Source organism: Angustibacter sp. McL0619, from assembly GCF_049994355.1.
Classification (GTDB): Bacteria; Actinomycetota; Actinomycetes; order Actinomycetales; family Angustibacteraceae; genus Angustibacter.
On sequence record NZ_CP188257.1, the window covers coordinates 1,419,511 to 1,443,996 of the forward strand.

The 24,486-nt window shown below is 69.8% G+C and carries 24 protein-coding genes and 1 tRNA gene; 15 read left to right on the forward strand and 10 right to left on the reverse strand.

Going from position 1 to position 24,486, the window contains the following annotated elements; all coding sequences use genetic code 11:
• Window positions 1-9: 9 nt before the first annotated feature.
• Entirely contained in the window at window positions 10-660 is a 651-nt protein-coding gene (locus ACPPVT_RS06360) for a response regulator (protein ID WP_426566175.1), read from the reverse strand.
• The gene (locus ACPPVT_RS06365; protein WP_426566176.1) at window positions 657-2,636 is read right to left on the reverse strand and encodes a histidine kinase; all 1,980 of its coding nucleotides are present in this window, start codon (window positions 2,634-2,636) and stop codon (window positions 657-659) included. The genes ACPPVT_RS06360 and ACPPVT_RS06365 overlap by 4 nt, the downstream gene beginning before the upstream one ends.
• 302 nt (window positions 2,637-2,938) lie before the next feature.
• On the opposite strand from ACPPVT_RS06365, the gene ACPPVT_RS06370 reads away from it, so the two are divergent.
• A complete protein-coding gene (locus ACPPVT_RS06370) occupies window positions 2,939-3,409 on the forward strand; it encodes a hypothetical protein (protein ID WP_426566177.1) in 471 nt (156 codons plus the stop codon).
• Window positions 3,410-3,455: 46 nt separating this feature from the next.
• Here ACPPVT_RS06370 and ACPPVT_RS06375 read toward each other — a convergent pair.
• Window positions 3,456-3,531 (reverse strand) — tRNA-Lys (locus ACPPVT_RS06375).
• 48 nt (window positions 3,532-3,579) lie between these two features.
• The gene (locus ACPPVT_RS06380) at window positions 3,580-3,786 is read right to left on the reverse strand and encodes a hypothetical protein (RefSeq protein ID WP_426566178.1); all 207 of its coding nucleotides are present in this window, start codon (window positions 3,784-3,786) and stop codon (window positions 3,580-3,582) included.
• Between the two features lie 157 nt (window positions 3,787-3,943).
• Between ACPPVT_RS06380 and ACPPVT_RS06385 the strand changes: the two genes are divergently transcribed.
• The 7 genes from ACPPVT_RS06385 to ACPPVT_RS06415 all read left to right on the forward strand — a co-directional run bounded on the left by ACPPVT_RS06385 (window position 3,944) and on the right by ACPPVT_RS06415 (window position 11,499).
• Window positions 3,944-4,342 (forward strand): VOC family protein, encoded by a 399-nt coding sequence (locus ACPPVT_RS06385; RefSeq protein ID WP_426566179.1) that lies wholly within the window; start codon window positions 3,944-3,946, stop codon window positions 4,340-4,342.
• 90 nt (window positions 4,343-4,432) lie between these two features.
• Window positions 4,433-4,930: an HIT family protein gene (locus ACPPVT_RS06390; protein WP_426566180.1), complete on the forward strand. Its 498-nt coding sequence runs from the start codon at window positions 4,433-4,435 to the stop codon at window positions 4,928-4,930.
• The gene (locus tag ACPPVT_RS06395) at window positions 4,923-6,188 is read left to right on the forward strand and encodes an APC family permease (protein WP_426566181.1); all 1,266 of its coding nucleotides are present in this window, start codon (window positions 4,923-4,925) and stop codon (window positions 6,186-6,188) included. The genes ACPPVT_RS06390 and ACPPVT_RS06395 overlap by 8 nt, the downstream gene beginning before the upstream one ends.
• Window positions 6,189-6,323: 135 nt before the next feature.
• The gene (locus tag ACPPVT_RS06400; protein WP_426566182.1) at window positions 6,324-7,199 is read left to right on the forward strand and encodes a choice-of-anchor D domain-containing protein; all 876 of its coding nucleotides are present in this window, start codon (window positions 6,324-6,326) and stop codon (window positions 7,197-7,199) included.
• 111 nt (window positions 7,200-7,310) lie between these two features.
• Entirely contained in the window at window positions 7,311-9,626 is a 2,316-nt protein-coding gene (locus ACPPVT_RS06405) for a sensor histidine kinase (protein ID WP_426566183.1), read from the forward strand.
• On the forward strand, window positions 9,623-10,834 hold the full coding sequence (locus ACPPVT_RS06410) for a hypothetical protein (protein ID WP_426566184.1): 1,212 nt from the start codon (window positions 9,623-9,625) through the stop codon (window positions 10,832-10,834). The genes ACPPVT_RS06405 and ACPPVT_RS06410 overlap by 4 nt, the downstream gene beginning before the upstream one ends.
• Complete coding sequence (locus tag ACPPVT_RS06415; RefSeq protein ID WP_426566185.1) at window positions 10,831-11,499, forward strand: response regulator transcription factor; 669 nt, start codon at window positions 10,831-10,833, stop codon at window positions 11,497-11,499. The genes ACPPVT_RS06410 and ACPPVT_RS06415 overlap by 4 nt, the downstream gene beginning before the upstream one ends.
• Before the next feature lie 10 nt (window positions 11,500-11,509).
• Here ACPPVT_RS06415 and ACPPVT_RS06420 read toward each other — a convergent pair whose 3' ends face one another.
• The 4 genes from ACPPVT_RS06420 to ACPPVT_RS06435 all read right to left on the reverse strand — a co-directional run bounded on the left by ACPPVT_RS06420 (window position 11,510) and on the right by ACPPVT_RS06435 (window position 17,552).
• Entirely contained in the window at window positions 11,510-12,889 is a 1,380-nt protein-coding gene (locus ACPPVT_RS06420) for a glutamate decarboxylase (protein ID WP_426566186.1), read from the reverse strand.
• A gap of 35 nt (window positions 12,890-12,924) precedes the next feature.
• A complete protein-coding gene (locus tag ACPPVT_RS06425; RefSeq protein ID WP_426566187.1) occupies window positions 12,925-13,626 on the reverse strand; it encodes a hypothetical protein in 702 nt (233 codons plus the stop codon).
• 192 nt (window positions 13,627-13,818) lie between these two features.
• Window positions 13,819-16,674, reverse strand: a complete 2,856-nt coding sequence (locus ACPPVT_RS06430; protein ID WP_426566188.1) for a S8 family peptidase — start codon at window positions 16,672-16,674, stop codon at window positions 13,819-13,821.
• 218 nt (window positions 16,675-16,892) lie between these two features.
• Complete coding sequence (locus ACPPVT_RS06435) at window positions 16,893-17,552, reverse strand: DUF4389 domain-containing protein (protein WP_426566189.1); 660 nt, start codon at window positions 17,550-17,552, stop codon at window positions 16,893-16,895.
• Window positions 17,553-17,689: 137 nt separating this feature from the next.
• Here ACPPVT_RS06435 and ACPPVT_RS06440 point away from each other — a divergent pair, with 137 nt between their 5' ends.
• From ACPPVT_RS06440 to ACPPVT_RS06455, 4 genes are all read left to right on the forward strand, one after another.
• Window positions 17,690-18,349 (forward strand): hypothetical protein, encoded by a 660-nt coding sequence (locus tag ACPPVT_RS06440; protein ID WP_426566190.1) that lies wholly within the window; start codon window positions 17,690-17,692, stop codon window positions 18,347-18,349.
• The gene (locus ACPPVT_RS06445; RefSeq protein WP_426566191.1) at window positions 18,346-18,984 is read left to right on the forward strand and encodes a hypothetical protein; all 639 of its coding nucleotides are present in this window, start codon (window positions 18,346-18,348) and stop codon (window positions 18,982-18,984) included. Before ACPPVT_RS06440 ends, ACPPVT_RS06445 begins: the two co-directional genes overlap by 4 nt.
• 144 nt (window positions 18,985-19,128) lie before the next feature.
• Window positions 19,129-20,316: a flavin-containing monooxygenase gene (locus ACPPVT_RS06450; RefSeq protein ID WP_426566192.1), complete on the forward strand. Its 1,188-nt coding sequence runs from the start codon at window positions 19,129-19,131 to the stop codon at window positions 20,314-20,316.
• 44 nt (window positions 20,317-20,360) lie between these two features.
• On the forward strand, window positions 20,361-21,170 hold the full coding sequence (locus ACPPVT_RS06455; protein ID WP_426566193.1) for a phosphotransferase: 810 nt from the start codon (window positions 20,361-20,363) through the stop codon (window positions 21,168-21,170).
• Window positions 21,171-21,290: 120 nt separating this feature from the next.
• Here ACPPVT_RS06455 and ACPPVT_RS06460 read toward each other — a convergent pair whose 3' ends face one another.
• Window positions 21,291-21,893 (reverse strand): TetR family transcriptional regulator, encoded by a 603-nt coding sequence (locus ACPPVT_RS06460; protein ID WP_426567074.1) that lies wholly within the window; start codon window positions 21,891-21,893, stop codon window positions 21,291-21,293.
• 71 nt (window positions 21,894-21,964) lie between these two features.
• Here ACPPVT_RS06460 and ACPPVT_RS06465 point away from each other — a divergent pair, with 71 nt between their 5' ends.
• Both ACPPVT_RS06465 and ACPPVT_RS06470 read left to right on the forward strand, forming a co-directional pair.
• Window positions 21,965-22,438: a quercetin 2,3-dioxygenase gene (locus ACPPVT_RS06465; protein ID WP_426566194.1), complete on the forward strand. Its 474-nt coding sequence runs from the start codon at window positions 21,965-21,967 to the stop codon at window positions 22,436-22,438.
• 173 nt (window positions 22,439-22,611) lie between these two features.
• Entirely contained in the window at window positions 22,612-23,490 is an 879-nt protein-coding gene (locus tag ACPPVT_RS06470) for a methylenetetrahydrofolate reductase (RefSeq protein WP_426566195.1), read from the forward strand.
• A 99-nt stretch (window positions 23,491-23,589) separates the two neighbouring features.
• Here the strand turns inward: ACPPVT_RS06470 and ACPPVT_RS06475 are convergent, their stop codons facing one another.
• On the reverse strand, window positions 23,590-24,183 hold the full coding sequence (locus ACPPVT_RS06475; RefSeq protein ID WP_426566196.1) for a GNAT family N-acetyltransferase: 594 nt from the start codon (window positions 24,181-24,183) through the stop codon (window positions 23,590-23,592).
• A gap of 92 nt (window positions 24,184-24,275) precedes the next feature.
• Here ACPPVT_RS06475 and ACPPVT_RS06480 point away from each other — a divergent pair, with 92 nt between their 5' ends.
• A complete protein-coding gene (locus ACPPVT_RS06480) occupies window positions 24,276-24,428 on the forward strand; it encodes a hypothetical protein (RefSeq protein WP_426566197.1) in 153 nt (50 codons plus the stop codon).
• The last annotated feature ends 58 nt before the right edge of the window (window positions 24,429-24,486 follow it).

The window sequence follows — 24,486 nt, forward strand, 5'->3', positions numbered from 1 at the left end:
GCTCGGGGGCTAGGGCATCGGGCTGCCCAAGCCGACCTCCTGGGCTCTCAGCGCAGCTGCTGTCCGATCGGGCACCCTGAGCTTGACCAGGACCGATGAGGTCAGGTTGCGCACCGTCTTCTCGGCGATTCCAAGCCGGCGCGCGATCTCGTGGTTTCGACAGCCAACCGCGATCAGCCGCAGCACTTCCGTCTCGCGCGCCGTGAGCTCGGGAAAGGCGACCGGATCGCGCTCATCGCTACCCGCGTAGGCGGCGATGACCTGCTGGCTGATCGCAGGGTCCAGAACGACCTGACCGCTGGCGGCGGCCTCGACGGCGCCTGCGATCGCCAGGGCGTCGGCGCCCTTGAGGAGGTATCCGCACGCGCCGGCGCGCAGCGCGGCGCGGACGTGAACCTCGTCCGCGTGCATGGTCATCGCGAGGACGGGCAGGACCTGGTGGGTCCTGGCCAGGGTCTGGATCACTGTGACGCCGTCGACGTCGCTCATGCTCAGGTCGGTGAGGACCACGTCGGGGTCGAGCTCGTCGACGAGCGCCAGCAATGCCGCCCCGTCCGCCGCCTCGCCCACCACTTCGATACCTTCGGTCTGCTCCAGAACGGCCCGAAGCCCGAACCGGAACATCGGGTGGTCGTCCGCAAGCACGACGCGGATCGTCATGACGCTGAGTCCAGCGGTAGTCGAACGCACACGACCGTTCCCGCAGCCGGCTGGGAGGAGATGGCGCAGGTCCCTCCCGCCGCGCGTGCGCGCCGCAGCATCGACTCGAGCCCCACTCCTCGGGGCCGCTCGTCGCGCAGCCCCAGACCGTCATCGGTGATGCGAAGCTCAAACACCCCGCCCGCCTCGCTGAGACTGACGTCGCAGCGAGTGGCCCGGGCGTGCCGCGCGACGTTGTGCAGAGCCTCACCGGCGATTCGGTAGGCGGTCTCCTCCAGGTGCGGCGGGAGCGCTGCCACTGCGGCCGAACGGCAGGCGAAGCTCGGCCCGGAGTCGCCGTCGAACCCCAGACGGTCCGCGGCGTCGCGGATGGCCGCTGCGAGATGGCGGTGATCGAGAGCGGCGGGTCCCAGTGCCTCGAGAACGCGGCGAACCTCGGCCACCGCGCGGTCTGCCTCCTCCCGGGTCCGCTGCAGGATCGCCCGCACTGCTGGCTGGTCGCCGCTGATCGCGACATCCGCTGCCTGCAGCCCCAGGGAGATGCCGGACAACGACGGCCCGAGCCCGTCGTGCAGGTCGCTGCGGATGCGTTCGCGTTCGGCGGTCGTCGCCGCGACGACACGACCTCGCTCCGCATCGATCTCGGTGAGCAGCCGCTGGTTGCGGACGACGCTGGCGACGTGGGGCACGAGTGCCTCGACGATCCGGCGTCCGGCGGAGTCGTGGGGCACCGCGATCACGAGGTCTCCCAGCCGGTCGCCGCCCTCGCGCAACGGGAGTCGGAGCGTGGTCGGTGGTTCAGCTCCGATCTCGACGACTTGCCGTCCGTCGGTGTCCACGACCGCCACATACTCGACACCAACGGCCTCGACCATGGCCTCCAGGACGCTGGACACCGGGTCCACCGCCGTCACAAGCTCGCCTCGGCCTGCCACTCTGCCAACCGCTGACACGGGGTCGGCGCGCTCGCCGAGGGCGAACCGGTCAACTGCCCTGCGCAGCCAGCCGGTCACCGGGCCGACCAGGAACGCGACGATCACGGCGGACCCGACCAGCGGCAAGGCCCCGCCAGGAGCCACCCTTGCGATCGCCGTGGAGACCACCGCGACCACCAGAGCCACCAATGCGATCAGCGGGGCGTAGAACAGAGTTCGTCGCACGACGACGTTGATGTCGAGAAGTCTGTACCGCAGGATCCCGATCGCGACCGCGACGCCCACGAAGGCGTATCCCGGCAGCCACGGCGGCACTGGCAAGAAGTAGCTGACGGCATACGGCCACAGTGCAAACAGCAACCACAGCATCTGCTGCCGCTCCGGGGCACGGGCTCGCAACGCCCGGGCGCTGGCGGCCGAGAGACCACCCACGACCGCCACCGTCAGCGCCAGCGCCGTCAGGCCCAGGACTATGGGGTCGGTCCACGCCGGTGGTTGCGGGAAGGCAAGCTTCAGGCCGGGAACGGCTTCGCCGGGCGCGTCCGGGCCGAACGCGAGAGCGACGCACATTCCAGTGATACCCACGATGCCCGCTGCGACCAGCCGTCGCCTGGCCCGGGTCTCGGGCCGTCCGGTCGGGTAGATCGCGGGCAGGATCGCGACCGGCATCGCCAACGACGGAAACCAGACCCAAGCGGCGATCCAGGCGCCGAAGAACGCGCCGGGCTCAGGGTTCCCGTCGGCGTAGGACACCTGCGCGTACGCTCCGCCGACGAGCGAGGCCATCTGCAGGAACACCGCGATGCTGAGCAACCAGCCGATGCTGTTCCGGGGGCGAGCCCAGGCCACCACCAGCCCCGCTGCTCCCACGATGAACAGCTGCGTCAGCCATTGCGGGTCCGCCCAGACCTGGACCTCGGGCAGGCGTTCGAGCAACGCCGCGACCAAGCAACCGACCGCGGTCGTGAGAGCGAGCATCACTGCGACGGCTCGACGGGCCGAGTCCCCGTGTGTCGAACGCCCTGCGTCGGTCTCGACCACGATGCCTCTCCTCCGGCACCAGTGTCCGCCTGCGCCCGGCCACTGTCACCGACAATGACCCGACGAGGGGCGGGACGACGTCCCTGCGACCCGGGACGACGTCCCGGCCGATCTGGGATCGATGCCTCAGGCGCGTCGCGCGCCATGCAGGAATCCTCGGTCGGACGAGGCCCGGACACATTCGGGGCTCCTCACCGTAGGTGCGCCATGGAGCTGCTCACAAGTACCCACCTACGCGGCCCCGTCGCCGAGATCCTCGGCCATGCGCGTGGGCAGTGGCGGCATGCGGGTCCGGTGACGTCATGTTGATCCTGGCGATCGCGACCGCGGCCTCGAGCGTCCTGCTGTCAGCCGCGCCGTCCGCCGCCGCGAACCCGGCGCCCATCGAGCACGAACACACGGTCACCACGGTTCCGGCCGAGGGCCGTTTCACGTGTGGCGACCTGGTCCTGACCATCAACGGTGGAACCGAGACCGAGGTCTTCGACGGCGTCCTGGTTCACGGCGTGGCCGTCGTGCGGATCCATCGCCTGTGGAACGGGGTGACCCTGACCGGATCGGATCGGCGTTCCTATCGGGCGACCGCGAACACCCGAGCGAAGTTCGTGCTGGTCGACCCCGACTTCGACAACCCGATCTGGGGCCACGAGGTCGTTGTGGTCAGGTTCCGCGGAGGTCCGACGGGGTCCCCAGGCCGCTTGCGGGAGGAGATCACCATCCGCAACGGCGTCGAGACCGACGTCGTCAGCGGACGGTGCGACTTCGCAGAGTGACCCGAACGACGAAGAGCGCCCACCGTCAGGTGAGCGCTCTTCGTGATGGTGCGCCATCAGGGACTCGAACCCCGAACCCGCTGATTAAGAGTCAGCTGCTCTGCCAATTGAGCTAATGGCGCAACGAGTTCAGAGGTTACCAGCCTCAGGGCGGCACTCTGAAATCGCGGTCAGGCCTGGGTCCACCAGGCCTGGTCCGGTGCCCCCTCGACGTCCATGATGTTCTGGCTGTCCGGGCCCTCAGGCGCGGTCAGGTCGATGATCAGGGACAGCGGCACGTGCTCACCCAGAAGCTCCAGGACGGAGTCCGCCGGCTCCCTCAGCGAGACGTGTGCGGCGATTGCGTCCAGGGGCGTGGCGATCCGGCTTGTCTGCATGACTGCCTCCCGTGTCCGACGTCGTCACGCGTCTCGCGACGACAAGGTGATCATCGGCAGCAAACGCGAGAAACTTGACCGTTCGGTAGCGGAATCGGATGTGATCTGCTACGCACTACAACTATCTTCCCCCGGGTCTAATCAGGAGGAAAAGGACATGCTTGGAGATTCGAAGGCTTTCAGCGGCTTCGCGGTGGACGATGTGGAGCGGGCACGCACCTTCTACACGGACGTGCTCGGGCTCGATGTCAGCGTGGACGCCGAGATGGGATTCATCCGGCTGGCGCTGGCTGGTGGCGGCTCCGTGATGATCTACCCGAAGTCGGACTTCACCCCGGCCACGTACACGGTGCTGAACTTCCCGGTTCCGGACGTCACCGCGACGGTGCGTGCGTTGGCCGGCCGCGGCGTCCAGTTCACCCGCTACGACGGCTTCGGGCAGGACGAGGACGGCATCGCCCGGGGGCCACAAGGCCCGGCCATCGCCTGGTTCAGCGACCCGGCCGGCAACATCATGTCGGTCATCGAGACGGCGGACGACGCGAACGCCAGCTGAGCAAGGGCGATCAGGCGGCGCGCACCGGCCGCGATGCAGCCTTGGGAAGGTCGCCGGACCGGCTGGCGAGCAACCCGAGGAGGCATTGCGATGCGACTCCCGTACGCCGAACCGCTCACAGTTATCGACGCCGGGCCAGCCGTCGTCCCGGAACCGCCGCGTCGAGGCGAGCCCGGTGGCCCGCCGTGCGGGATCTGCGCGGACGACGCCCCCACCGTGTGGTCCGACGAGCTCTGGACGCTGCACCCGCCGCGGGGGTGCAGCCTTCCCGGGACGGTCTGGCTCGCCAGCCGCGAGCATGCGGACTCGTTCGCCGACCTCTCGCCCGCCGCGGCCGAGGACTTCGGCCGGGTTGCCGCCAAGGTAGAACGCGCCGTCCTCGGCTGGGGCGACTTCGCCCGCGTGCACCTGTACCGGTGGGGGGACGGGGGAGCGCACTTCCACGTCTGGTTCCTCCCGCGTCCGCTGGGCATGCTGGACGCCCAGGGGATGATGCTGCCGCTGTGGGAGGACGTGCTGCCCAACGTGACGGACGACGAGCTGCTGGCCGCCGCCCGCGGCGTGGCCGGGCTGCTGGCAGATGACTGACCCCTCCGGGGCGACGCTCGCCCGACGGCTCGGCACCCGCGACGCGGTGGTCGTCGGGCTCGGCGCGATGCTCGGCGCGGGCGTCTTCGCGGCCTTCGGCCCCGCCGCCTCGGCGGCCGGCGCCGGCCTGCTGGTGGGTCTGGTGGTCGCGGCGGTGGTGGCGTGGTGCAACGCGCTGTCCTCCGCGCAGCTCGCCGCCCGCTACCCGACGTCCGGCGGGACCTACGTCTACGGACGCGAGCGGCTCGGCCCGTGGTGGGGTTTCGCCGCCGGCTGGTGCTTCGTGATCGGCAAGACCGCATCCTGCGCGGCGATGGCGCTCACCTTCGCCGGGTACGTGCTGCCCGAGGGTGGCTGGTCGCAGCGCGCGCTTGCGGCCACGGCCGTAGCCGCACTCGCCGCAGTGAACCTGCGCGGCATCACCAGGACTGCCGCGCTCAGCCGCGTGCTGGTCGCGTTCACCCTGGTCGCGCTGCTGGTGGCGCTCGTCGTACTGGCGGGTTCCGGGCACACCCAGGGCGACCGGCTGCGGGCGCCGTGGCTGGACGAGTTCGGACTGCACGGCGTCCTGCAGGCGGCCGGCTTCCTGTTCTTCGCGTTCGCCGGGTACGCCCGGGTCGCCACGCTGGGGGAGGAGGTGCGCGACCCATCGCGCACGATCCCACGCGCGATCACGCTCGCCCTGGCGATCGTCATCGCGATCTACGCAGCGGTCGCGGTGGTGCTGCTGTCCGTGCTCGGTCCGACCGGGCTGGCCGAGGCGGCCGCTCCGGTCTCCGACGCAGTGCGGGTGGCGGGAGCCGAGTGGGCGGTGCCCGTCGTCCAGGCCGGTGCCGCCGTCGCCAGCCTGGGCGCGCTGCTCGCCCTGGTCGCCGGCGTCGGGCGGACCGGCCTCGCGATGGCCCGCAACGGCGACCTGCCCCGGACGCTGGCCGCGGTGTCTTCGCGCTGGCAGGTGCCGCACCACGCCGAGGTCGCGGTGGCCGCAGTGGTCATCGCGCTGGTGCTGGCGTTCGACGTCCGGACGGTGATCGCCTTCTCTTCGTTCGGCGTGCTGCTCTACTACGGCGTCGCCAACGCGTCGGCGCTCACCCTGACCGCGCAGGAGCGACGGCTTCCACCGGTCGTCGCCGGGGTCGGCGTCGTCGGTTGCGTGGTGCTGGTGCTGTGCCTGCCCTGGCCGGCGATCGCGACCGGGGTGGGCGTCCTGGTGGTCGGGCTGCTCGGCCGACTTCTGTTCGCGCCGTCCGCTCGCTGAGCGGTCGAAGGTGGTGCTGGCACCACCATCCGGCTTGGCCAGCCAGCACCCTCGGAACGGATGGCGGATCCCGGGATCGTTGAGGCATCGGCAAGAACGCCGGTCAACACCTCGACAAGTCCAAGGAGATTCACCATGTCCCGCAACGCTTCCGCCGCTCGTCGCTCGTCCCGGACCGCTCGCCGCCTCGGCGCGCTGGCAGTCGTCAGTGCAGCCGCCGCTGCGCTCCCGCTGGCCGATGTGGCCGTCGCCTCGGCCGCGCCGGCCGCCCCGGCCAGCTCAAGCGCCGTGGTGGCGTTCTCGCTGTCCACCCACTCGGTCGCCTTCGGCTCCCGCAACACCGGCTCGGCTACGACGAAGAAGGTGGTGTTCAAGAACACCGGTAGCAAGGCGCTGCATCCGGTGCAGGTGCTGAGCGCCCCGGCGAGCGTCTCGCTCAGCGCGAACACCTGCGCCGCGGCGAAGGTGCTGGCAGGTGGCAGCTGCACCTACACCGTGCGCTTCGCGCCGACTGCGGCAGGCGCCGTCTCGGCCTCGCTGCAGGTGCTGACGGCCGAGGGCACACCCGCCCAGAGCGTGGCGATCCGCGGCACCGGCGTCCAGCAGCTGATGGAGCACTACTACTACCAGTACACGTTCACCAACCCGCCGGTCATCAACGGCGTCGCGGCGCCGCAGTCCTTCATCGGCACCGGCTACGCGGTGGCCGGCACGTACGCGACGGGCCAGACCATCGACGTGTTCGACATCACCGGGCTGCGCCAGATCGGCACGTACCGGATCGGCGCGGTCGACAACACCGTGGCGCTGGACAGCGCCCTGCTGAACACCGTGGACGTCAACGAGTACGACTGGGGCACCAGCCGCTTCACCGCGGCCACCGGCCTGGTCGACCGGACCGGCACCGCCGGGCTGGGTAGCGAGGCCGGCGCGATCGCCGGGCTCGGGCTCGAGGGCACCAGCGCCTCCTTCACCGACCACCAGCCGGCCGTGGTGGCGCACCACTCCTGACTCCGCCCGCGCCCGCCGCACCCCAGCCGATGTCCTGGACTCCCCATCCAGGGCATCGGCATGCGGGCGTCCGGCGAGCGCCGGACGCCGACGAGGCGCCAGACTGGGCCGGTGGTCTCCCCGCAGCCCACCCGGACAGCGCGGCGTCGCTCCACCCGCGACGGCTGCTACGCCGTCGCGTTCGCGGCCTACGTCGTGGGGCTGCTGCTCTGGCTGGCGGTCGGTCTGCTGCCGCTGCTCTCGCTGGTCGGCCCGCTGCGTGAGGTGGCATCGTCCGTGGCCGGCGGCCAGTCCGGTCTGGCCGCCACGGCTCGCACGATCCTGGACGAGCGCCCCACGGGCGCCGAGCAGGCCAGCTGGGCGATCGCGTACCTGTTCAGTGCGCTCAACCTCGCGCTGGGCCTGCTGCTGGCGATCCGGATGCCGCGTCAGCTGGAGTCGCGGTTGCTGTCCGTCGCGTTCATCGGCACGGCCGCGACCTTCAACCAGCCCAGCCACGTGGTGTTCCACCTGCTGGCCAGCGCGCCGGTCCTGACCGCCGTCCACTTCGTCTTCCACGTGCTCTCCGGTGTCGCATACCTGTGGGCCGTCGTCCTGTTCCCGGACGGCGAGCTGCCCGCTGCCGTCCCCCGCCGGCTGGCCCTGCCCGCCGGGCTGGTGGTCACCGCTGGCGTGGCCTGGATCTGCTGGCGCAGCAGCTTCATCCAGCACCCGCCGTTCTTCGTGGCCTTCTTCGGGGTGCTCGTGCCGATCGTCGGCATCGCCGCGCAGACCATCCGGATCCGTTCGGTCGGCTCTCCTGGGGCGCCGATGACGACGGGCCAGATGGAGAGTGTCCAGCAGTCCAGGTTGCTGCGAACCGCGCTGGTGCCCGCACTGGTCGCCGCCATGCTCTGGTTGCTGCTGAACGCCGTCGAGCGGCTGGTCGGCACCATGGCCGGCGGCGCCGGCACGGCCGGGACCAGGATCGAGGCGCTCTTCCCGGCGCTGTTCGCCGTCGTGCCCGTCGCGCTGTTCGTGGCGATCCTGCGCCTGCACCTGTGGGACCTGGACCGGGTGCTGAGCAGGGCGTTGCTGATCTCCTTGGTTGCCGGTGCCGTCTGCGTGCTGTACATCGGGGTGCTGGCGCTCAGTGCCGCGATCAGCGGAGGCATCGGCTGGTCCTCCGCAGTGGCGGTCGCCGTCGTCGCCGTGGTGATCGAGCCGGTCCGCCGGGCGTGCACGCGGCTGGCGAACCGGGTGGTGTTCGGCCAGGAGCTGCCGCCACGAGAGGCGCTGCGCCGGTTGGCGGACCAGCTGGCTCGCGGCGACGGCGCGGACCAGCTGGTGCAGCTCACCGCCGTCGTGGTGGCCGGCAGCCGGGCCAGCGCAGCAACGGTCTGGGTACGCACGGATGGAGAGCTCGTCCCGGTGTCGTCCTGGCCGGAGGGCGAGGACGCGACGACGATCCCGCTCGCCGGTGACGGCGGTACGGGCGACCCCGGCGTGCTCGAGCGCGCGGTCGGGTCGGCGCGGCCCGGGTGGGTCGTGCTGCCGGTGCGTCACGACGGCGTGCCGCTCGGCGCGCTGGCGGTGCGGACGCCGCCCGGCGTGGACCTGGTCCCCGCCGAGCGCAGGTTGGTCGGGCAGCTCGCCGGGCACGCGGGGATGCTCGTCGCGAACGCCATGCTCACCCACTCGTTGATGGAGCAGGTGGAGTTTGTCCGAACTCGCCGGCGCGAGCTGGCCGTCTCGCGCCGGGCGGTCGTGGTGGCGCAGGACGCCGAGCGGCGCCGGCTGGAGCGCGACCTGCACGACGGCGCCCAGCAGGAGCTCGTCGCCTTCCTCGTTCAGCTGTCCATCGTGTCCGCCGCTGTCCGGGCCGGCCGCCGACCGAGCACTGCGCTCGTCGAGCCGGCCGCGCAGCTGCTGTCCGCGTCCGTGCAGACCGTGACGGCCCTGGCCAGGGGTGGGGCGCCGCAGATCCTGGTGGAGGGCGGTCTGAGAGCTGCGCTGCGGCAGGCGGCCGACCGCGCGGCGGCCGCGGGCACCCGGGTGGAGCTGGCCGTTCGGCTGTCGCAGGAGCCCGAGCCCTCGGCCGCCAACGTGGTGTACTTCACGTGCGTGGAGGCGCTGCAGAACGCGAGCAAGCACGCCCGGGCGACCCGGATCGACGTTCGGGTGGTGCTGGACGAGGACGAGCTGCGTTTCGGGGTCAGCGACGACGGCGTCGGCTTCGACGGGCGAGGCTTCGACGGGCGAGGCGTCGACGGGCGAGGCGTCCGCGACCGAGCGATGGCAGGCTCTGGCCTGGCGGGAATCGGCCGCCGGGTCGTCGCGGCCGGCGGGGTCGCCGAGCTGACCAGTCGGCCGGGCCGTGGCACCCGGCTGGATTGCCGGCTGCCCGTCTCGATCGCCCGCGGTGAGTCCCTGCGGGAGTCGGCGTGACGTCCGGCTCGGTGCGCGGCCCGGCGGCTCGCAACCTGGTGGCAGCGCTGCTGACTGGGGCGTTCGCCGGGTCAGCCGCCGCCCTGGTGCTCGTCGGCTGGGCGCAGGTCGCGCAGGGGCCGGTCGGGGCGGCCGGCTGGTTCGCGGCGACGGCAGCGGTCGCGGTCGTCGTCCCGCTGACCCGCCCGTTGGCCGAGCGAGGTGCCGATCGTTTTGTGTTCGGAGCGGACGGGGACCCGAGCGCCGTGCTGGCCCGGTTCGTCGACGAGATCTCGGGGGCGATCGCCGTGGACGACGTGCTGCCGCAGTTGGCCCGGGCGGCCGCCTCAGCCACGCACAGCCCCACCGGCCAGGCGACCGTGCGGCTGGCGGACGGCGACGCCTTCCGCCAGACCTGGCCGTCCGAGATGGCCGGCGTCGGCGAGGAGGTCACGGTGTCGCTCGAGCACGGTGGTCGCGTGGTCGGCGAGCTTGGCGTGCAGGCCGACCGCGAGGTGGCGGACGTCGACCGGGCGCAGCTGCAGCGCTTCTCGGGGCCGGCGGGTCTGGCCCTGGCCAACGTCGGGCTGACCTTCGACCTGCGACGCCAGCTGGCCCAGGAGCAGGCTCTGCTGCGCCAGCTCCGCGACTCCCGGCAGCGGTTGCTCACCGCGGCGGCCGACCAGCGGGCCAGGTTCAGCGTCGACGTCCAGCGTGAGGTGGTCCAGGTGCTCGGGCGGGCGGAGCAGGCGCTGGCGGCCGTCGCGACCGGTGACGGCGAGGCGGTCCTGCGGGCGCGCGGGGACGCCCAGCAGGCGTTGGACTCCTTGCGGGCACTGGCCTCGAGCGTCTACGAGGTGACCCTCGCCGAGCGCGGAGTGGTCGCTGCGGTACAGCGGTACCAGGAGCTGCACCCCGAGGTGTCGTGGAGCTCAGGCGCCCCGGCCCTGCCCAGGCTGCCACGTGGTGTCGAGGAGGCCGCGTACTTCGCGCTGCTCGCCGTCGTGGGGGCACTGCCGAGCGGGGCGGGTCCGGTGGCCGTCGACCTGGAGCTGCGCACCGCGACGCTGTGGGTGTTGCTGGCCGGGCCGCGAGCGGTGCCCGATTCGGCGATCCAGCTCGCCCGGGACCGGGTCGAGGCCGCGGGCGGTGCCCTGACGGTGCGCGACTGGCAGGCACTGGACCTCGAGCTCTGGCTACCAGCCCTCGACGAGGGGTCCGGCGGATGAGCATCGGCGTGGTCCTCGCGGAGGACAACACCCTGCTGCGGCTGGGGATCAGTGGCTTGCTGGACAGTACGGACGACCTGCACCTGCTGGCTGCCGTGCCCGATCTCGCCACGTTGCTGACCGCCATCGACGACCACGACCCCGATGTGGTGTTGACCGACATCCGGATGCCGCCCACCCATACCGACGAGGGAATCCGAGCGGCGAGGTACTGCCGCAAGCACCATCCCGGGATGGGTGTCCTGCTGCTCAGCCAGTACGTCGAACCGGCCTACGTCAAGGAGCTGCTGGACGAGGGGACGGAGGGTCGCGGCTACTTGCTGAAGGAGCGGGTCGCCGACATCGACGAGCTGGTCTCGGGGGTGCGGGCGGTGGCGGCCGGAGGCTCGGTGGTGGACCCCAAGGTGGTGCAGGCCCTGGTGTCCAGCCGGGCCCAGGCCGGCCGGTCGGAGCTGGAGCGGCTGACCCCGCGCGAGCGCGCGGTGCTCGCCGAGATGGCCCACGGTCACAACAACCACGCCATCGCGGCCGACCTGGTGATCACCCCCCGAGCGGTCGAGAAGCACATCAACGCGATCTTCGCCAAGCTCGGGGTCTCACCCCAGGACGGCGACCACCCACGGGTCCGGGCGGTGCTGCTGTACCTGTCCGAGGGCGTCCGCTGAGCGCGACCCGTCAGTGGCCGGGTCCGGTCATCACCTTCTGCCGCTCCGAGGCGTGTGCGCCGCCCTTGGCCTCCAGCGTGCGGCAGGCGTCCTCGATGTCGCGCGCCAGCGTGTCCACGTGCTCGCGGCTCATCGTCTCCTTGACCAGCGCGCGCATGATCGTCACGTCCTGCGCGTCCGGCGGCAGCGTGTACGCCGGCACCATCCAGCCACGTTCGGCCGACAGCTGCCAGGCGATGTCGAACTCGTTGTAGCTGTGCTGCTGGGCGAGCTTGAAGGCCACCAGGGGAAGCTGCTCCTCTCCCCGCCCGATCAGCTCGAACTGGCCCATGGCCTGCAGCTTGTCGGCCAGCAGCTCGGCGTTCGTCTGCATGTTCTGCATGATGTACGTGTAGCCGGCGCGTCCGTAGCGGACCAGGTTGTAGTACTGGGCCAGCACCATCGCCGAGCCGGTCGAGAAGTTCAGCGTGAACGTTGCGTCGGTCTTGCCGAGGTAGTTCTCCTCGAACACCAGGTCCCGGTTCAGGTCCGCCTCCCCGCGGAAGATCAGCCACCCGATGCCCGGGTACACCAGGCCGAACTTGTGCCCCGAGACGTTGATCGACCGGACCTGCTCGAGCCGGAAGTCCCAGGCCGTGTCGGGGTAGAGGAACGGCCACACGAAACCACCGCTGGCGCCGTCCACGTGCAGCGGCACGTCCAGGCCGCGCTCGCTCTTGATGCGCAGCAGCAGGTCGTTGATGCCGCCGACGTCGTCCTTGTGCCCGGTGAACGTGGTGCCCAGGACTGCGGCGACGCCGATGGTGTTCTCGTCCACGTGCGGCTCGACGTCCTCGGGCCCGATCGTGTACTTGCCCGGCTGCAGTGGCACGATGCGGGGCTCGACGTCGAAGTAGCGGCAGAACTTCTCCCAGACCACGTGCACGTCCCCGCCGAACACCAGGTTCGGGCTCTCGGTGGACCCGCCCTCGGCCTTGCGGCGTTTGCGCCAGTTCCACTTCAGGGACAGGCCGCCGAGCATGATGGCCTCCGACGACCCCTGGGTGCGCGCACCGGTCGTCGCACCCGGCGCGTGGAAGAGGTCGGCCAGCATCCGGATGCAGCGCTGCTCGATCTCGGCGGTGCGCGGGTACTCGGCGTGGTCGATGAAGTTGCGGTGCAGGTTCATCGCGATGAGCCGCTGCGCCTCCGGCTCCATCCAGGTGGTCACGAACGTGGCCAGGTTGCGGGCCGGATCACCCTCCAGGGCCAGGTCCTCGCCAACCAGACGCATCGCCTCCACGGCAGACATGCCGGACTCCGGGAACTCGCTGGTCGGCACCTCCCGGGTCAGGAACCGGTTGCCGAACATGGCGACGTCGGCAGCGCTTTGCAGGGGCGTGCTGGTCATCGGTGCACTCCTTTGGTTACCCCTGACGCTATTGATCAGTCGGCGGAGATCGCTTCCCCCATAGTGGGTGGGATCTGTCGCCAAGCCGGGAGCATCAGGGCTGCGCCGGCCAGGAAGCAGACCGCGCCGAGCAACGTGCCCAGCACGGAGGCCCGGACGTCGATCAGGTCACCGGTGCTGGGCAGGACGAAGCTGGCCAGCGCCGACCACATGAACAGCACCGAGCCCGCCATGTTGACCCACGCGATCCACCAGCCGACCGAGCGGAGCCGGACGGCGAAGCCCAGCCCGAGCGCGGCGATGGCGAAGCCGCTGGCCACCAGGAAGAGCGTGGAGCCGAAGAAGTCCGGGCGCCAGACGTGCTGTTCCTTCTGCTGCACGGTCGCGTTGTGCGCGATGGCGACCAGCGTGCTGACGTTGAAGAACAACGTGCCGGGGAACTGGCTGGCCGCGGCCAGCCAGCCGCGGTCGTGCGGCAACCATCCCCAGAACCGCACCGGCCCGGCGATGTTTTGTCGCATCGCCTCGACGCCGGTCATCGCCGGGCTCTGTGCCTGAACGAGCTGGCAGAACGAGGCGCTGGTGAAGAAGATCGAGCCGACGAAGTACGTGACGGCGTCCACGGTGCCACCGACCGCGTTGGCATAGGCAGGTACGGACCCGAGGACGAAGCAGGCAGATCCGACCATGAACAGCCAGGCGATCACGGCGTTGAGGCGAGCGGGCCGCACCACCATGCAGGTTCTCCTTCCCCCGACCGGCAGATCCCACCCTTCAGCGGACGACGCCCGAGCGACTCACCCGAGTCGGGTGACCGGACGCCGGACCGCCCGGCCCTGAGCTTTCAGGGCCGGGCGGTCCGGTGCGGTTCGGTTCGGTGCGGTTCGGTGCGGTTCGGTGCGGTCGGTGCGGTTCGGTGCGGGTGGGACCTATGAGTTCACCGACACGACGGTCCGGCCGACGCTGTTCGTGCCGTCGCCGTACCCCACGACACCGAGGTAGTGCGTCCCGGCGGACAGCCCGGTCCATGTCAGGGTGACGCTCGCCGCTCCGGTGTTGGTGACCGACTGGCTCGTCGGGGTGGCGGTCAGGTTCCCGCTCGCGGTGCCGGGGACGGCCCACGAGTAGGTGTTGACCGTCACCGGGGCGGTCGGGGTGGCGAACACGTCGGTGTAGACGTCGTACGTGCCCGGCGGCAGGTCGATCGACTCGTCCGCCGTGCCGCCCGCGCTGAGCCCGACCTCGCTCGACGTGCCCGCGAAGTAGGCGAACAGGTCGACGTCGGTGCCGGCCGCGTAGTCACTGGCGAAGGTGCTCACCCGGCCCACGGCAGTGCCGGACGGCACCGTGATCGTGGTCTTCGCCGTGCCGGGGCCGACCGCAGGTGCGGCCTGGACGAAACCGGACACGTCCTGCACTAGGGAGTTGCTGTCCACCACCGGCGCCATCAGGCCCCCAACGGACGTCGTCAGCGTGCCGGTGTAGCCGGCCTTCACTTGGACGACCTGGCTGCCGCTGGTGCCGGTGCCGGTGACCGCTGCGGGCGCGGCGAGCGGCACTGCCTGAGCCGCGATCGGGCTGCGCAGGGTCCGACCATCAGGCCCGACGAGGAGCAGCAGACCGAAGCCGTAGCTGCCGAACGCAGCGTCCTTGCGGGTCAGCGTGAGCTTGAAGCTCGCAGTCCCGTGCGCCGGGATGACCAGCCGGTTCGGCGACACCGCCACCTTGTAGCCGGCCGGTGCGGCGGCCCGGGCGTCGTACACGAGACGTTGGGCGGTCACGTTCGTCACCGTCCGGGTCACCTGCTGGGATCCGGTCAGCGAGCCGAAGGCGATCGACGGGTAGTTCAGGTCCGACGGCGAGCCGAGGAACCCGACCGTGTCGCACACGTCTCCGCTGCTGTCCTGCAGGTGCACCCCGATGGTGCAGGAGTAGCGCAACCAGTCGGTGACGCCGGAGTCGAAGACGAGCTGGGTGTCGAACGAATGCTTCGGCACGACCTGACCGGAACCCATGTCGAGGGCGGTCGCGTCAGCGCTGCCGGTCGAGATTCTGTTCCCGGCGTTGTCCTTCACCTTCGCCCCGGTCATGATGGCCGACTTGACCCACATGGGGGACCACGTCGGGTGCTTGCTCATGATCAGTGCGGCGATGCCCGCGATGTGCGGGGTGGCCATCGAGGTCCCGGACTCGGCGTCGTACAGGTTGCCGCTGTGGTTCTCCGGCGACACGGCGGCGACCACGCCGACACCAGGTGCCATCACGTCCGGCTTGAGCAGGCTGCCACCACTGCTGGTGGACGGCCCGCGGCTCGAGAAGGCGGCGACGACGGGCGCCTCGGCAGTTCCCACGGTGCCAGCCGACTGGGAGGCGGTGGGGCTGGCAGTCCCGTGGATGTAGGTCTTGATCGCGAGTCCGGCCGCGGTGTCCACGTGCACGGTCGGCACGAAGTGGTAGTCGGCGTCGAGCTCGAGCGGGGTCGCGTTGTAGAGAATCATCCCCACTCCGCCGGCGAGCTGGACCGCCTTGCTCTTGTCGGTGCGGGCGTTGCTGCCGCGCCTGCAGAGCACCTCCTTGCCGGCGACCTTCGCTGGGTCCAGCGTGCCCGAGAAACACAGCTCGACCAGCCCAGCGTTCGCTCCGGACAGGCCCGCGTCCACCGAGTCGATCAGTGGCGCACTCGGCACCGCCGGCCCGACGCCGACACCGGTGTAGGTGGAGCCGTCGCCGAGCGTCACGGACTTCGAGTACGACTGATCGAACGTCCCGGCGGCCACCGTGGCCTCCCACGGCATCGCGTTGTCGACCGTGCCCGGTCCAGGTCCGGCGTTGCCTGCGGCCGCGGAGACGAACACCCCTGCGGCAGCGGCGTTCAGGAAGGCGAGCTCGACCGCGCTGAAGTTGTCGTCGTCGTCGCCGATCGAGTAGTTGATGACGTCGACTCCGTCGGTGATGGCGTCGCCGATCGCCGCAACGATGTCAGCGCCGCTGCCCTGGGCCGAGGTGTTGATGGCGTTCTCGTAGAGCACCTTGTAGACGGCCAGCCGTGCGCCGGGCGCCATGCCGGCCAGGTCACCGACGTTCGCGCCGTTGATCGTGGCGTTCTGGATGTGGTTGCCGGCGGCGGTGCTCGCGGTGTGCGAGCCGTGACCGTCGTAGTCCCGAGGCGAGTGGTGCTCGCCGGGGTTGACCGAGGCCAGCCCGCCGCTGTCGTACCAGCGGGCGCCGATCACCTTGTTGTTGCAGGTGACCTGCGGATCGCAGATGCCCTGCCACTTGGCCGCGATGGTCGCGTCGTCCGACCGGGGCTCGTGCAGCGCTGCGAAGCTCGGGCTCTCGGGCCAGTAGCCCGTGTCGAGGTCACCGATGATGATGCCGTTGCCAGCGTTGGTGTCCGAGCCGAACTGCTGCTTCCACACGCCGCCGTTGCCGGTCAGGCCGAGGAACTTGGGCGTGGGGGGCGTGGCCACCGACACGATCTGGTTCTTCCACATGTTCAGGACCGACGGGTCCTTCGCCAGTGTGGTCGCCTGCTGGGCGGTCAGGTTCACAGCGACGCCGTTGAGCGCGGTGTCGTAGTGGTACACGACCTTGCTGCTCGTCACCTTCGCGCGGCTGAGTGCCTTGTCCTGCTTGCTCTTCAGCTGCGACTTGTAGGCCCTGGCGGTGGAGGAGCGCGCGTCGAGCTTGTGGCCGGGAACCGGCTTCGTCGCTGCTGCAGTGGCGAGCGGGTCGCCGACCATCTGCACGATGTAGAGACCGGCGCCGTTCACGCCGGTTGCCACCGGTGCTGGCTTCGGTGCTGCGCCGGCCGCGCTGCCCGTACTCAGGGCTGCGGCGGTGACCAAGGCCGCTGTGGCGGCGACGACGATTCGGGACCTACGAGTCAAGGAACTGCGAAAGCGCACAATCCACCACCTGGGAGCCCGGCCTTGCACGGATGCGATCCAGGCGCAGAGTAGACCCGGCGTCGGCCCTTGCCTAGTGCCCTGACGGACCTCGGTCAGGTCAGCGAGAACGGTGGGTACCGGTCGGTGACCAAGAGCAGGGCGTAGGCCTCGACCCGCAGCCACCATCGTCCGACGCCGACCACGAAGTCGAACAGCCCCTGCGGATAGCGCCCGGTGAACAGGATCGCGAACCAGGCGATCACGACGGCGAAGAAGGCGCCGATGGACAGGAAGAACAGGACGATGAAGTGCGGGATCGCGAGCAGCCACTTCACCAGTGGCAGCCCGCGGTTCAGGTCGCGTTCGACGTCGGGGTAGTCCAGCTGCAGGTGCACGCTCTGCTCCTCCACGGTGGAGGGGTAGGTGTCGGTAAGCAGCACAACGTACGCGCCGACCCTGGCCCCGAACCGTGCGAGCTCCAGGACGAAGTCGAACCACCACCGCGGGTAGCGCTTTCGGAAGAGGATCATCAGCACCGTTGCGAGGAACAGGCCGGTGCCGATGCCTCCGCTCGACGTGGCCACCACGTTGCCGGACTGGTCGTAGACGGTCTTGGTGGCACCCGAGGTCAGCACGCCGATGACGACGGCGATCGGGATGACGAGGATCAGCCGGAAGGCGGTCGTTACCCGGTCGAGGGACTGCGGGTAGTCGACCTGCAGGCGGGCGGGGAACTGCGGGGACGGCGAGACGGGTGCGCCGGTCTCAGTCATGGTGCGCCAGCTTTCTCTTGAGTGCTCACCGGTCTACGCCTCCCGGTGCCACCCGTCCAGGGCATCGATGTCCGGTAGCGCAGGCCCGGTGCGGCGTACTCTCGCGAAAGGCACCTCATGGAACGGGGGCGGTCGCCGTGAGCAGATCACGCGACGTCCCGTGCGACCCGGGCCGTGTCGTCGACCGGCTGCTCACACCGGTCACCGTTGTCGGGTCGGCGGTGGGGCTCGCCCTGGTCGTCGTCGGTGTCGTGTCCGACCCGCACGTCGTGCCCGCCGGCCCGGTGCTCATCATCGGCGGTGCGACCATCGCGCTCCTGGTCCTGGCTTGGCCGGCCATCACGGCGGTGACGGCCGGCCTCCCCTTCGCTCAGGTCGCGCTGAGCCCGACGGCCGCCGCGGACCGTCGCGGACGGCAGTCGCGACAGGTTCAACAAGTCCTCGTGGACTGCGCCGAGCTGCTCGTCGTCGATCCGGCCGAGCGGGCGGGCGCGGTCGAGCGGTCGTTGGAGGCGGGCTACCGGTTCAACAAACGACGGGCCGATGAGCTGGAGCTGTTCCTGCTGTGTGCCCTTGTCCGGCGGGCTCGCACCATCGACCTGACCTCGACCTCGCGCCCGGGCGACCATCCGGTGCATCACTTTCCGCTCGCTCAACGCGAAGCGTGGGTGCTCACGGACGTCGCGTACCTCTCCATGGGCCGTGCGGCAGCGATCCTGGGGTCTACGCCCCAAGAGGTCCAGGCAGCCCGAGACGATGTCGTGAGGCAGCTGCAGCGCGCGAAGGCCGACGAGTGAGCGACCCGCGAGGCGCCCTGGACGAGGCCGCCCGGCGAGGGACGCAGACCGCTGAGCACGGCTTCCGGACCCGCTGGCTGCGCGTTGGGCTCGTCGAGCTACTCCTCGGCGTCGTCCTCGTGCTGGCGGCCCTGTTCCTGCGCGGCGCCCTGCACCCTCCGGGTCCGGTGCACGTGGTTGGCACCTCGGTGACGACGCCGTCAGCACCGTCCTCGACCCGGCCGTCGCCCAGCGCGCCCCCCAGCTCCACCGCCGCCAGGTCGCGAACCACGACGACGCGGCCGAGACCCTCGACTCCCGCAACACAGCCCACGCTGCCCGGCTCCACGTCGGCCGGCCCGACGGCTCCGGCTCAGCGCGTCACGCCATCGGCGGACCAGATCAAGCCGGACAGCGGCCCAGCTGGCACTCTGGTGGACATCGGTGGTCGGCAGCTCGACACCGTGGTGGCTGTGCTCTTCGGCAAGTTCGACACGGCGGTGCTGCCGGGGCGCTCGGCCCGAGTCATCCAGGTCATGGCGCCGAACGGCAACGGGCCAGGAACCAAGGTCCCGATCACGCTCGAGACCAAGGCCGGTCGGGTAGCCACGAAGCTCACGTTCTCCTACGCCCCCAGCGCCGTCACCCCGTCGTGACGTGGGCCGACCTGCCCGACGTCGAACAGGTCAGCGGGCCGTGAAGACCGGAACACTGTTCAACCGATCGCGTGGGTTGGAGGGCAGGTAGGCATCGCGCGGGCATGCCACCCCGGGCATCCTGGGGGTGTGGACACCCAGTGCGTGGTGGTCGGGGCCGGCGCGGCGGGTCTCGCCGTGAGCCGGTGTCTGGCGGAGGTTGGCGTTGAGCATCTGGTCCTCGAACGGCACGACGTGGCCGATACCTGGCGTAGCCAACGGTGGGACAGTTTCACGCTGAACACGCCTGACTCGATGAACGACGGGCTTCACGCAGGCCCGGACCTGCGTACGACACGCTCGCGGGACGAGGTCGTTCAGCTGTTGGCCGAGCAGGCGCAGGCTCTCCCGGTTCGTACTCACACGCCGGTGACGGCGGTGGACAGCATCCCAAAGGGCTTCTTGGTCGCCACGCCGGATGGAACGCTGACCGCCCGCACGCTGGTCCTAGCCGCGGGTCTGCGCAACGTGCCTCGGGTGCCTGCCCAAGCGAAGCGAGTTGCGCCCCGGGTGCATCAGCTGCACACCGCTGACTATCGATCTGCCAGTCAGCTACCCGATGGAGCCGTGCTCGTCGTGGGTGGAGGGCAGTCCGGGTGCCAGATCGCGGAGGACCTTTCCCTGGCCGGACGCACGGTCTATCTGTCCACGAGCCGGGTCGGTCGCATCCCGTGGCTCTACCGGGGACGTGAGTCGCTTGTCTGGCTCGTCGATTGTGGCTTCTGGGATCAGAGCCCGCACGACCTGCCCGACCCGGCAGACATGGAGCTGACCATTCCCCTGCTGGCTGGGGGGCGCAGCCTCGACCTGCGCATCCTGTCCGGCCTCGGCGTTCGGCTGGTCGGTCGCTTCATCTCGGCCGATGGCGAGACGATCGGATTCGAAGGTTCCCCTTCGGCGTACGCGGCCCAGGCAGACGAGGCCTGGGCAAGGCTCAGAAACTTGGTCGACCACCACATCGAGGAACAGGGCATCGTGGCGCCGGACCCCGCAACGGAGCGCCGACCAAGCGGTCCGGTGCAGGACCCCGATACGGCCACCCTCGATCTACGCGCAGCCGACGTGACCACGCTGATCTGGAGCACAGGGTTCACCGGTGACCTGTCTTGGGTCCATCTCCCGCTGCTCGGTCCAACCGGCAGACTCGAGCATGACGGCTGCACAGCTCCCTGGCCCGGCGTCTGGTACGTGGGATTCCCCTGGCTGACCCGGCGTTGCTCCGGCATCTTCTACGGATTCTCCCGCGACGCCCGATCCATAGTCCACGCGGTGCTCCACGAGCTCGACCGCTGATCGCAGGTTTCCGTCGCTGGGTCCGGAGGCGTCATGCTGGATGAATGCCACCAGGTTCCTCCCGCTTCGCGGAGTTCCTTCCAGCTGCTTCGGGGGAGTGGGAGCCAGTTGCCGGTGGGGAGTCTGGCGCATCGGTCTTTGTCGACCGTGGCCAGCAGCGTTACGCGAAGATCGTGTTGGCAGATCGGCTGACGGAGTTGGCCGCCGAGCGCGATCGCAGCGTCTGGATCAATCGGACGGCCATCCCCAGTGCTCGGGTGCTGGACTGGCGTGAGTCAGATGCCGGTGCTTGTCTGGTGACCCAAACAGTGCCGGGGGTGCCGGCGAGTCAGCTCGATGCTCCAGCCCTTCGTCGGGCGTGGCCATCCGTTGTCGCCATGCTCCGGGCGCTGCATGATCTCGCCACCGACCGATGTCCCTTCGATCGCGGACTCGGGCGGATGATGTCGCTCGCCGAGGCCAGCGTGGCGGAGGGTCGGGTGGTCGTCGAATTTCTCCCCGAGGCGCTGCGGCGCACTCCGCCGCGTCAGATCTTGGAGGGGATCAAGTCTGAACTGCCGATCCGTCTCGCCCAGGAGCGAGCGGAGCTGGTGGTGTGTCATGGCGACCTGTGTCTGCCCAATATTCTTGTCGACCTCGCCAGCGGGAAGGTCCGCGGACTCATCGACATCGGACGACTGGGAACGGCAGATCCGTACGGTGACATTTCTTTGCTGCTCGCCACCGCGCGTGAGACGTCGTCCGACGAGGCGATGGCTCGTGGAGCCCACGACGAGTTCGCCGAGATCTATGGAACGAAACTCGACCCTGAGCGCCAAGACTTCTACCTCCGGCTCGACCCATTGACCTGGTAGGGCGGCTGGGTCTGCGCTACTGGACGGGACGCGCAAGCTGAACTGATTCCGGGCTGTGAGCCGGACTGGAACAGCGGCGCCGTCGCCTAGTGGCGCTCTCGTGCCCGTCAGCGCGTAGAGCTAGTCCGGGTCGACGTCTGCGAGCGTCTGGCGAAGGAGCGCTCGCGCAGACCAGTGCATCCGCTCGGCGGCTTCCTCACGGGTGAGTCGGGCGACGTCCGTGAGCCAGACCAAAGACTCGATGCCGACGGCGCTACGGACGGACAGTGCCAGCCGGTGGATCTCGGCGTCGGTGAGCCGGGGCCGCAGGGGGGAGAGGGCGTCTTCGAACCAGATGATGGCCCGGCCCTGACGTAGCGCCAGCGACTCCCGCGAGGTATCCGGGTCCAGCGATAGTCGCAGCATGGTTCGCTGCTGGTGCTCGGTGTCCACGACGATCCTGATGAAGGCGTCAACGGCACCCAGCAGACGAGCCTCGGGGTCGTCACCGGCGTCGTCCGGGACCAGGCTGTTCACGGTGATCTCGGGGTGCGCAGCGACAAGCAGCGCCTTCTGCGTCGGGAAGTACCGGTACGCGGTCGTGCGTGAGACCGATGCGGCCTCCGCGGCCGCCTCGACGGTCGGAGCGGCCCCGCCCTCTGCGACGAGGGCGCGCGCCGCGGCTACCAAGGCGTCGCGGGTCCGCTGCTTCTGCCGGGTCCGGCCGGTGAGCTCGTATCTCATTGACACGGCCTTCACAGTACCTTAATGTCTTCATGGGATATCAGTCCCATAAACAACGGAAGAAGATCGTCATGGCGACGCTGGAGACGACGGTGCGAGCAAGCGGGACGGGCGAGCGTCGCTGGTTCTGCGGAGGGGGAGTGCACACCTGGCTCGCCACCGAGATCGAGACGGGTGGCGCGTACCTCCTGTTCGAGGATGCGCTAGACAGGGGCAAAGTGACCCCGCTTCACCAGCACCCCGATGCCGACGAGACCTTCTACATGCTTGAGGGCGAGGTGCGGCTGCACATCGACGGTGACGAACAGACCCTGTCGACCGGCGGAATCGCGATCATCCCGCGTGGCGTACCCCACGCGTTCATGGTGACGACCGCGACGGCCAGGATGCTCTGTCTCCAGACGCCGGGCGGCGGGGAGCCGTTCTACCGGCATGCGAGTGAGCCGGCCGGCGCGGGCGAGCCGCCGATGCCCGACTTCGGGCGCGTTCGCGCGGCAGCTGCTGTCACGGGTGCGATCGAGATCCTAGGCCCCCCGCCGTTCTGATCACGACCGTCCAGGGGCGCTCGCTGAATCGGCAGTCGCCGGTTTGACGCACCCAGCTGGCTGATCCGGCTGGTTGCGATCAAGGCAACGGCCTCGCGGGGATCGAGTCCTGTGGCCGTTACGGTCCTCGTGTGGACCTCGCCGCTCGCATCAGCTCTGGTCAGGGAGAGTTCGTGCTCTTCGCGATCACGCCTCCCCGCCGGTCGACGCCCGCCGAGCGGCTACCCGCCATCGCCCAGGCCACCATTGACCGGCTGAGCCATCTCGACCTCGACGGCCTTGTCCTCTACGACATCGACGACGAAAGCTCGCGCAACCCCGTCGAGCGCCCGTTCCCGTTCAGCCCGACGGTTGACCCGTCCGAGTATCGAACTGCCCACCTTCAGTCGTGGCGGACACCGGTGATCGTCTACCGGGCGGTCGGCAAGTACCAGCGTGAAGACATGCGGACCTGGATAGCTGAGCAGAACCCTGCGCATACCTTGACCGTGATGGTCGGGGCTGCGTCGAGCGGCGCGACGCCCGCGGTCTCTCTCGCTGACGCGCAGGCGATGCGCGCCGAGTTCAACCCGGACCTGCTGCTCGGCGGAGTCGCGATTCCAGAGCGGCACAGTCGTCGCGAGAACGAGCACCTGCGCCTCATCGCCAAGCAGGAGGCCGGCTGCCGGTTCTTCGTGACCCAGGTCGTCTACGACCTCAACGCTGCCAAGAACCTCGTGTCCGACTACCGCTACGAGTGCGAGTCACGCGGCCTGGACCCGCTGCCTATCGTGTTCACGTTCTCGGTGTGCGGCTCCATGAAGACGCTCGAGTTCCTGCGCTGGCTAGGAGTCGACGTCCCGAGGTGGATCGAGAACGACCTCCGGCATGCGACCAACTCGCTGGCGGCCTCCCTGGAGCAAGCTGCCACGACAGCAGTCGAGCTCATCGACTACTGCCGGCGACTGGGAGTGCCGTTTGGCCTCAACGTGGAGAGCGTCTCCATCCGGCGCGAAGAAATCGAAGCGTCAGTGGAGCTCGCCGCCCAACTAGCTGTACACCTTCGGACGTAGCCTGCTCGGCCGGCTTGACTCCGGGTGAGTGCGTCCGGCTAGCGGCGGTAAGACGCACTTCCTGCAGTCCTTCGACGTCGCACCGGAACGATCGCCGAGTCACGACGGCCCGCCGAGTTGGTGACGCACCACCCGCCGGCGCAGGGTCGGCGAGGCCACCACCTCGTAACCGGCGTCGAAGAAGACTTGCAGCAGCCCGACTGACGCCTCGTCCCAGATCACGGTCTTTCCGGGCGGCGGCTCGGTGGGATAGCCCTCCAGGACGCGGCTGCCGACCTGCCTTCCGTACTCGACGGTGGCGGCGGCCAGCTCGTACATCAACCCCTGCCGGCGGAAGCCCTTGCGTACGACGAAGCAGGTGACCGACCAGACGCCCTCGAGCTCAGGGTCCATCCGCATCCACGCCTGCTTCCGGCTCCACACTCTGGGGTAGTTGTCCCGCGGCTCGACCGCAACCCAGCCGGCCGGCTCACCGTCGAGGTAACCGATCAGTCCGGACGTGGGTCCGGCGGTGCCGCAACCGGTCTGCTCCAGCAGGGCGGCGTCCCTTTGCTCCTGGGTGGTGTCGCGCCAGATCCAGCCGGGGGCCTTCAGCGCCTGGCAGCGGCACTTGCGGGCGCCACCGGTGTCGAACACCGCCTCGACGTCCTCGCTCGTTGCCTGGTTGGCCGGTCGCCAGGTGAACTCGGGCACACTCCAGCCTAGCTAGAGCGCGGCGGTGCGGGCATCACGCCTGTTGGAAGGTCGAAGGGTCACGGCGACATCGCGGCGGAGCGTCGCACGTCATGATCGCAGCAGTCCCAGATGACGTCCGGGAGTGGATTCTGCGAGGTGGCCGAGTCGTCGAGGAGTACGACGACGGCTACTGGGTGGTGTTCCGTCGGGTCGAGAAGGATGTCCGAGCTGCGCTGCTGTCCGAACGTCGGGTACTTGCATGAGGCCGAGATGAAGGACCCGGAGCGCAACCCGGGCGATCTGGCCACGAGCGGCGACGGT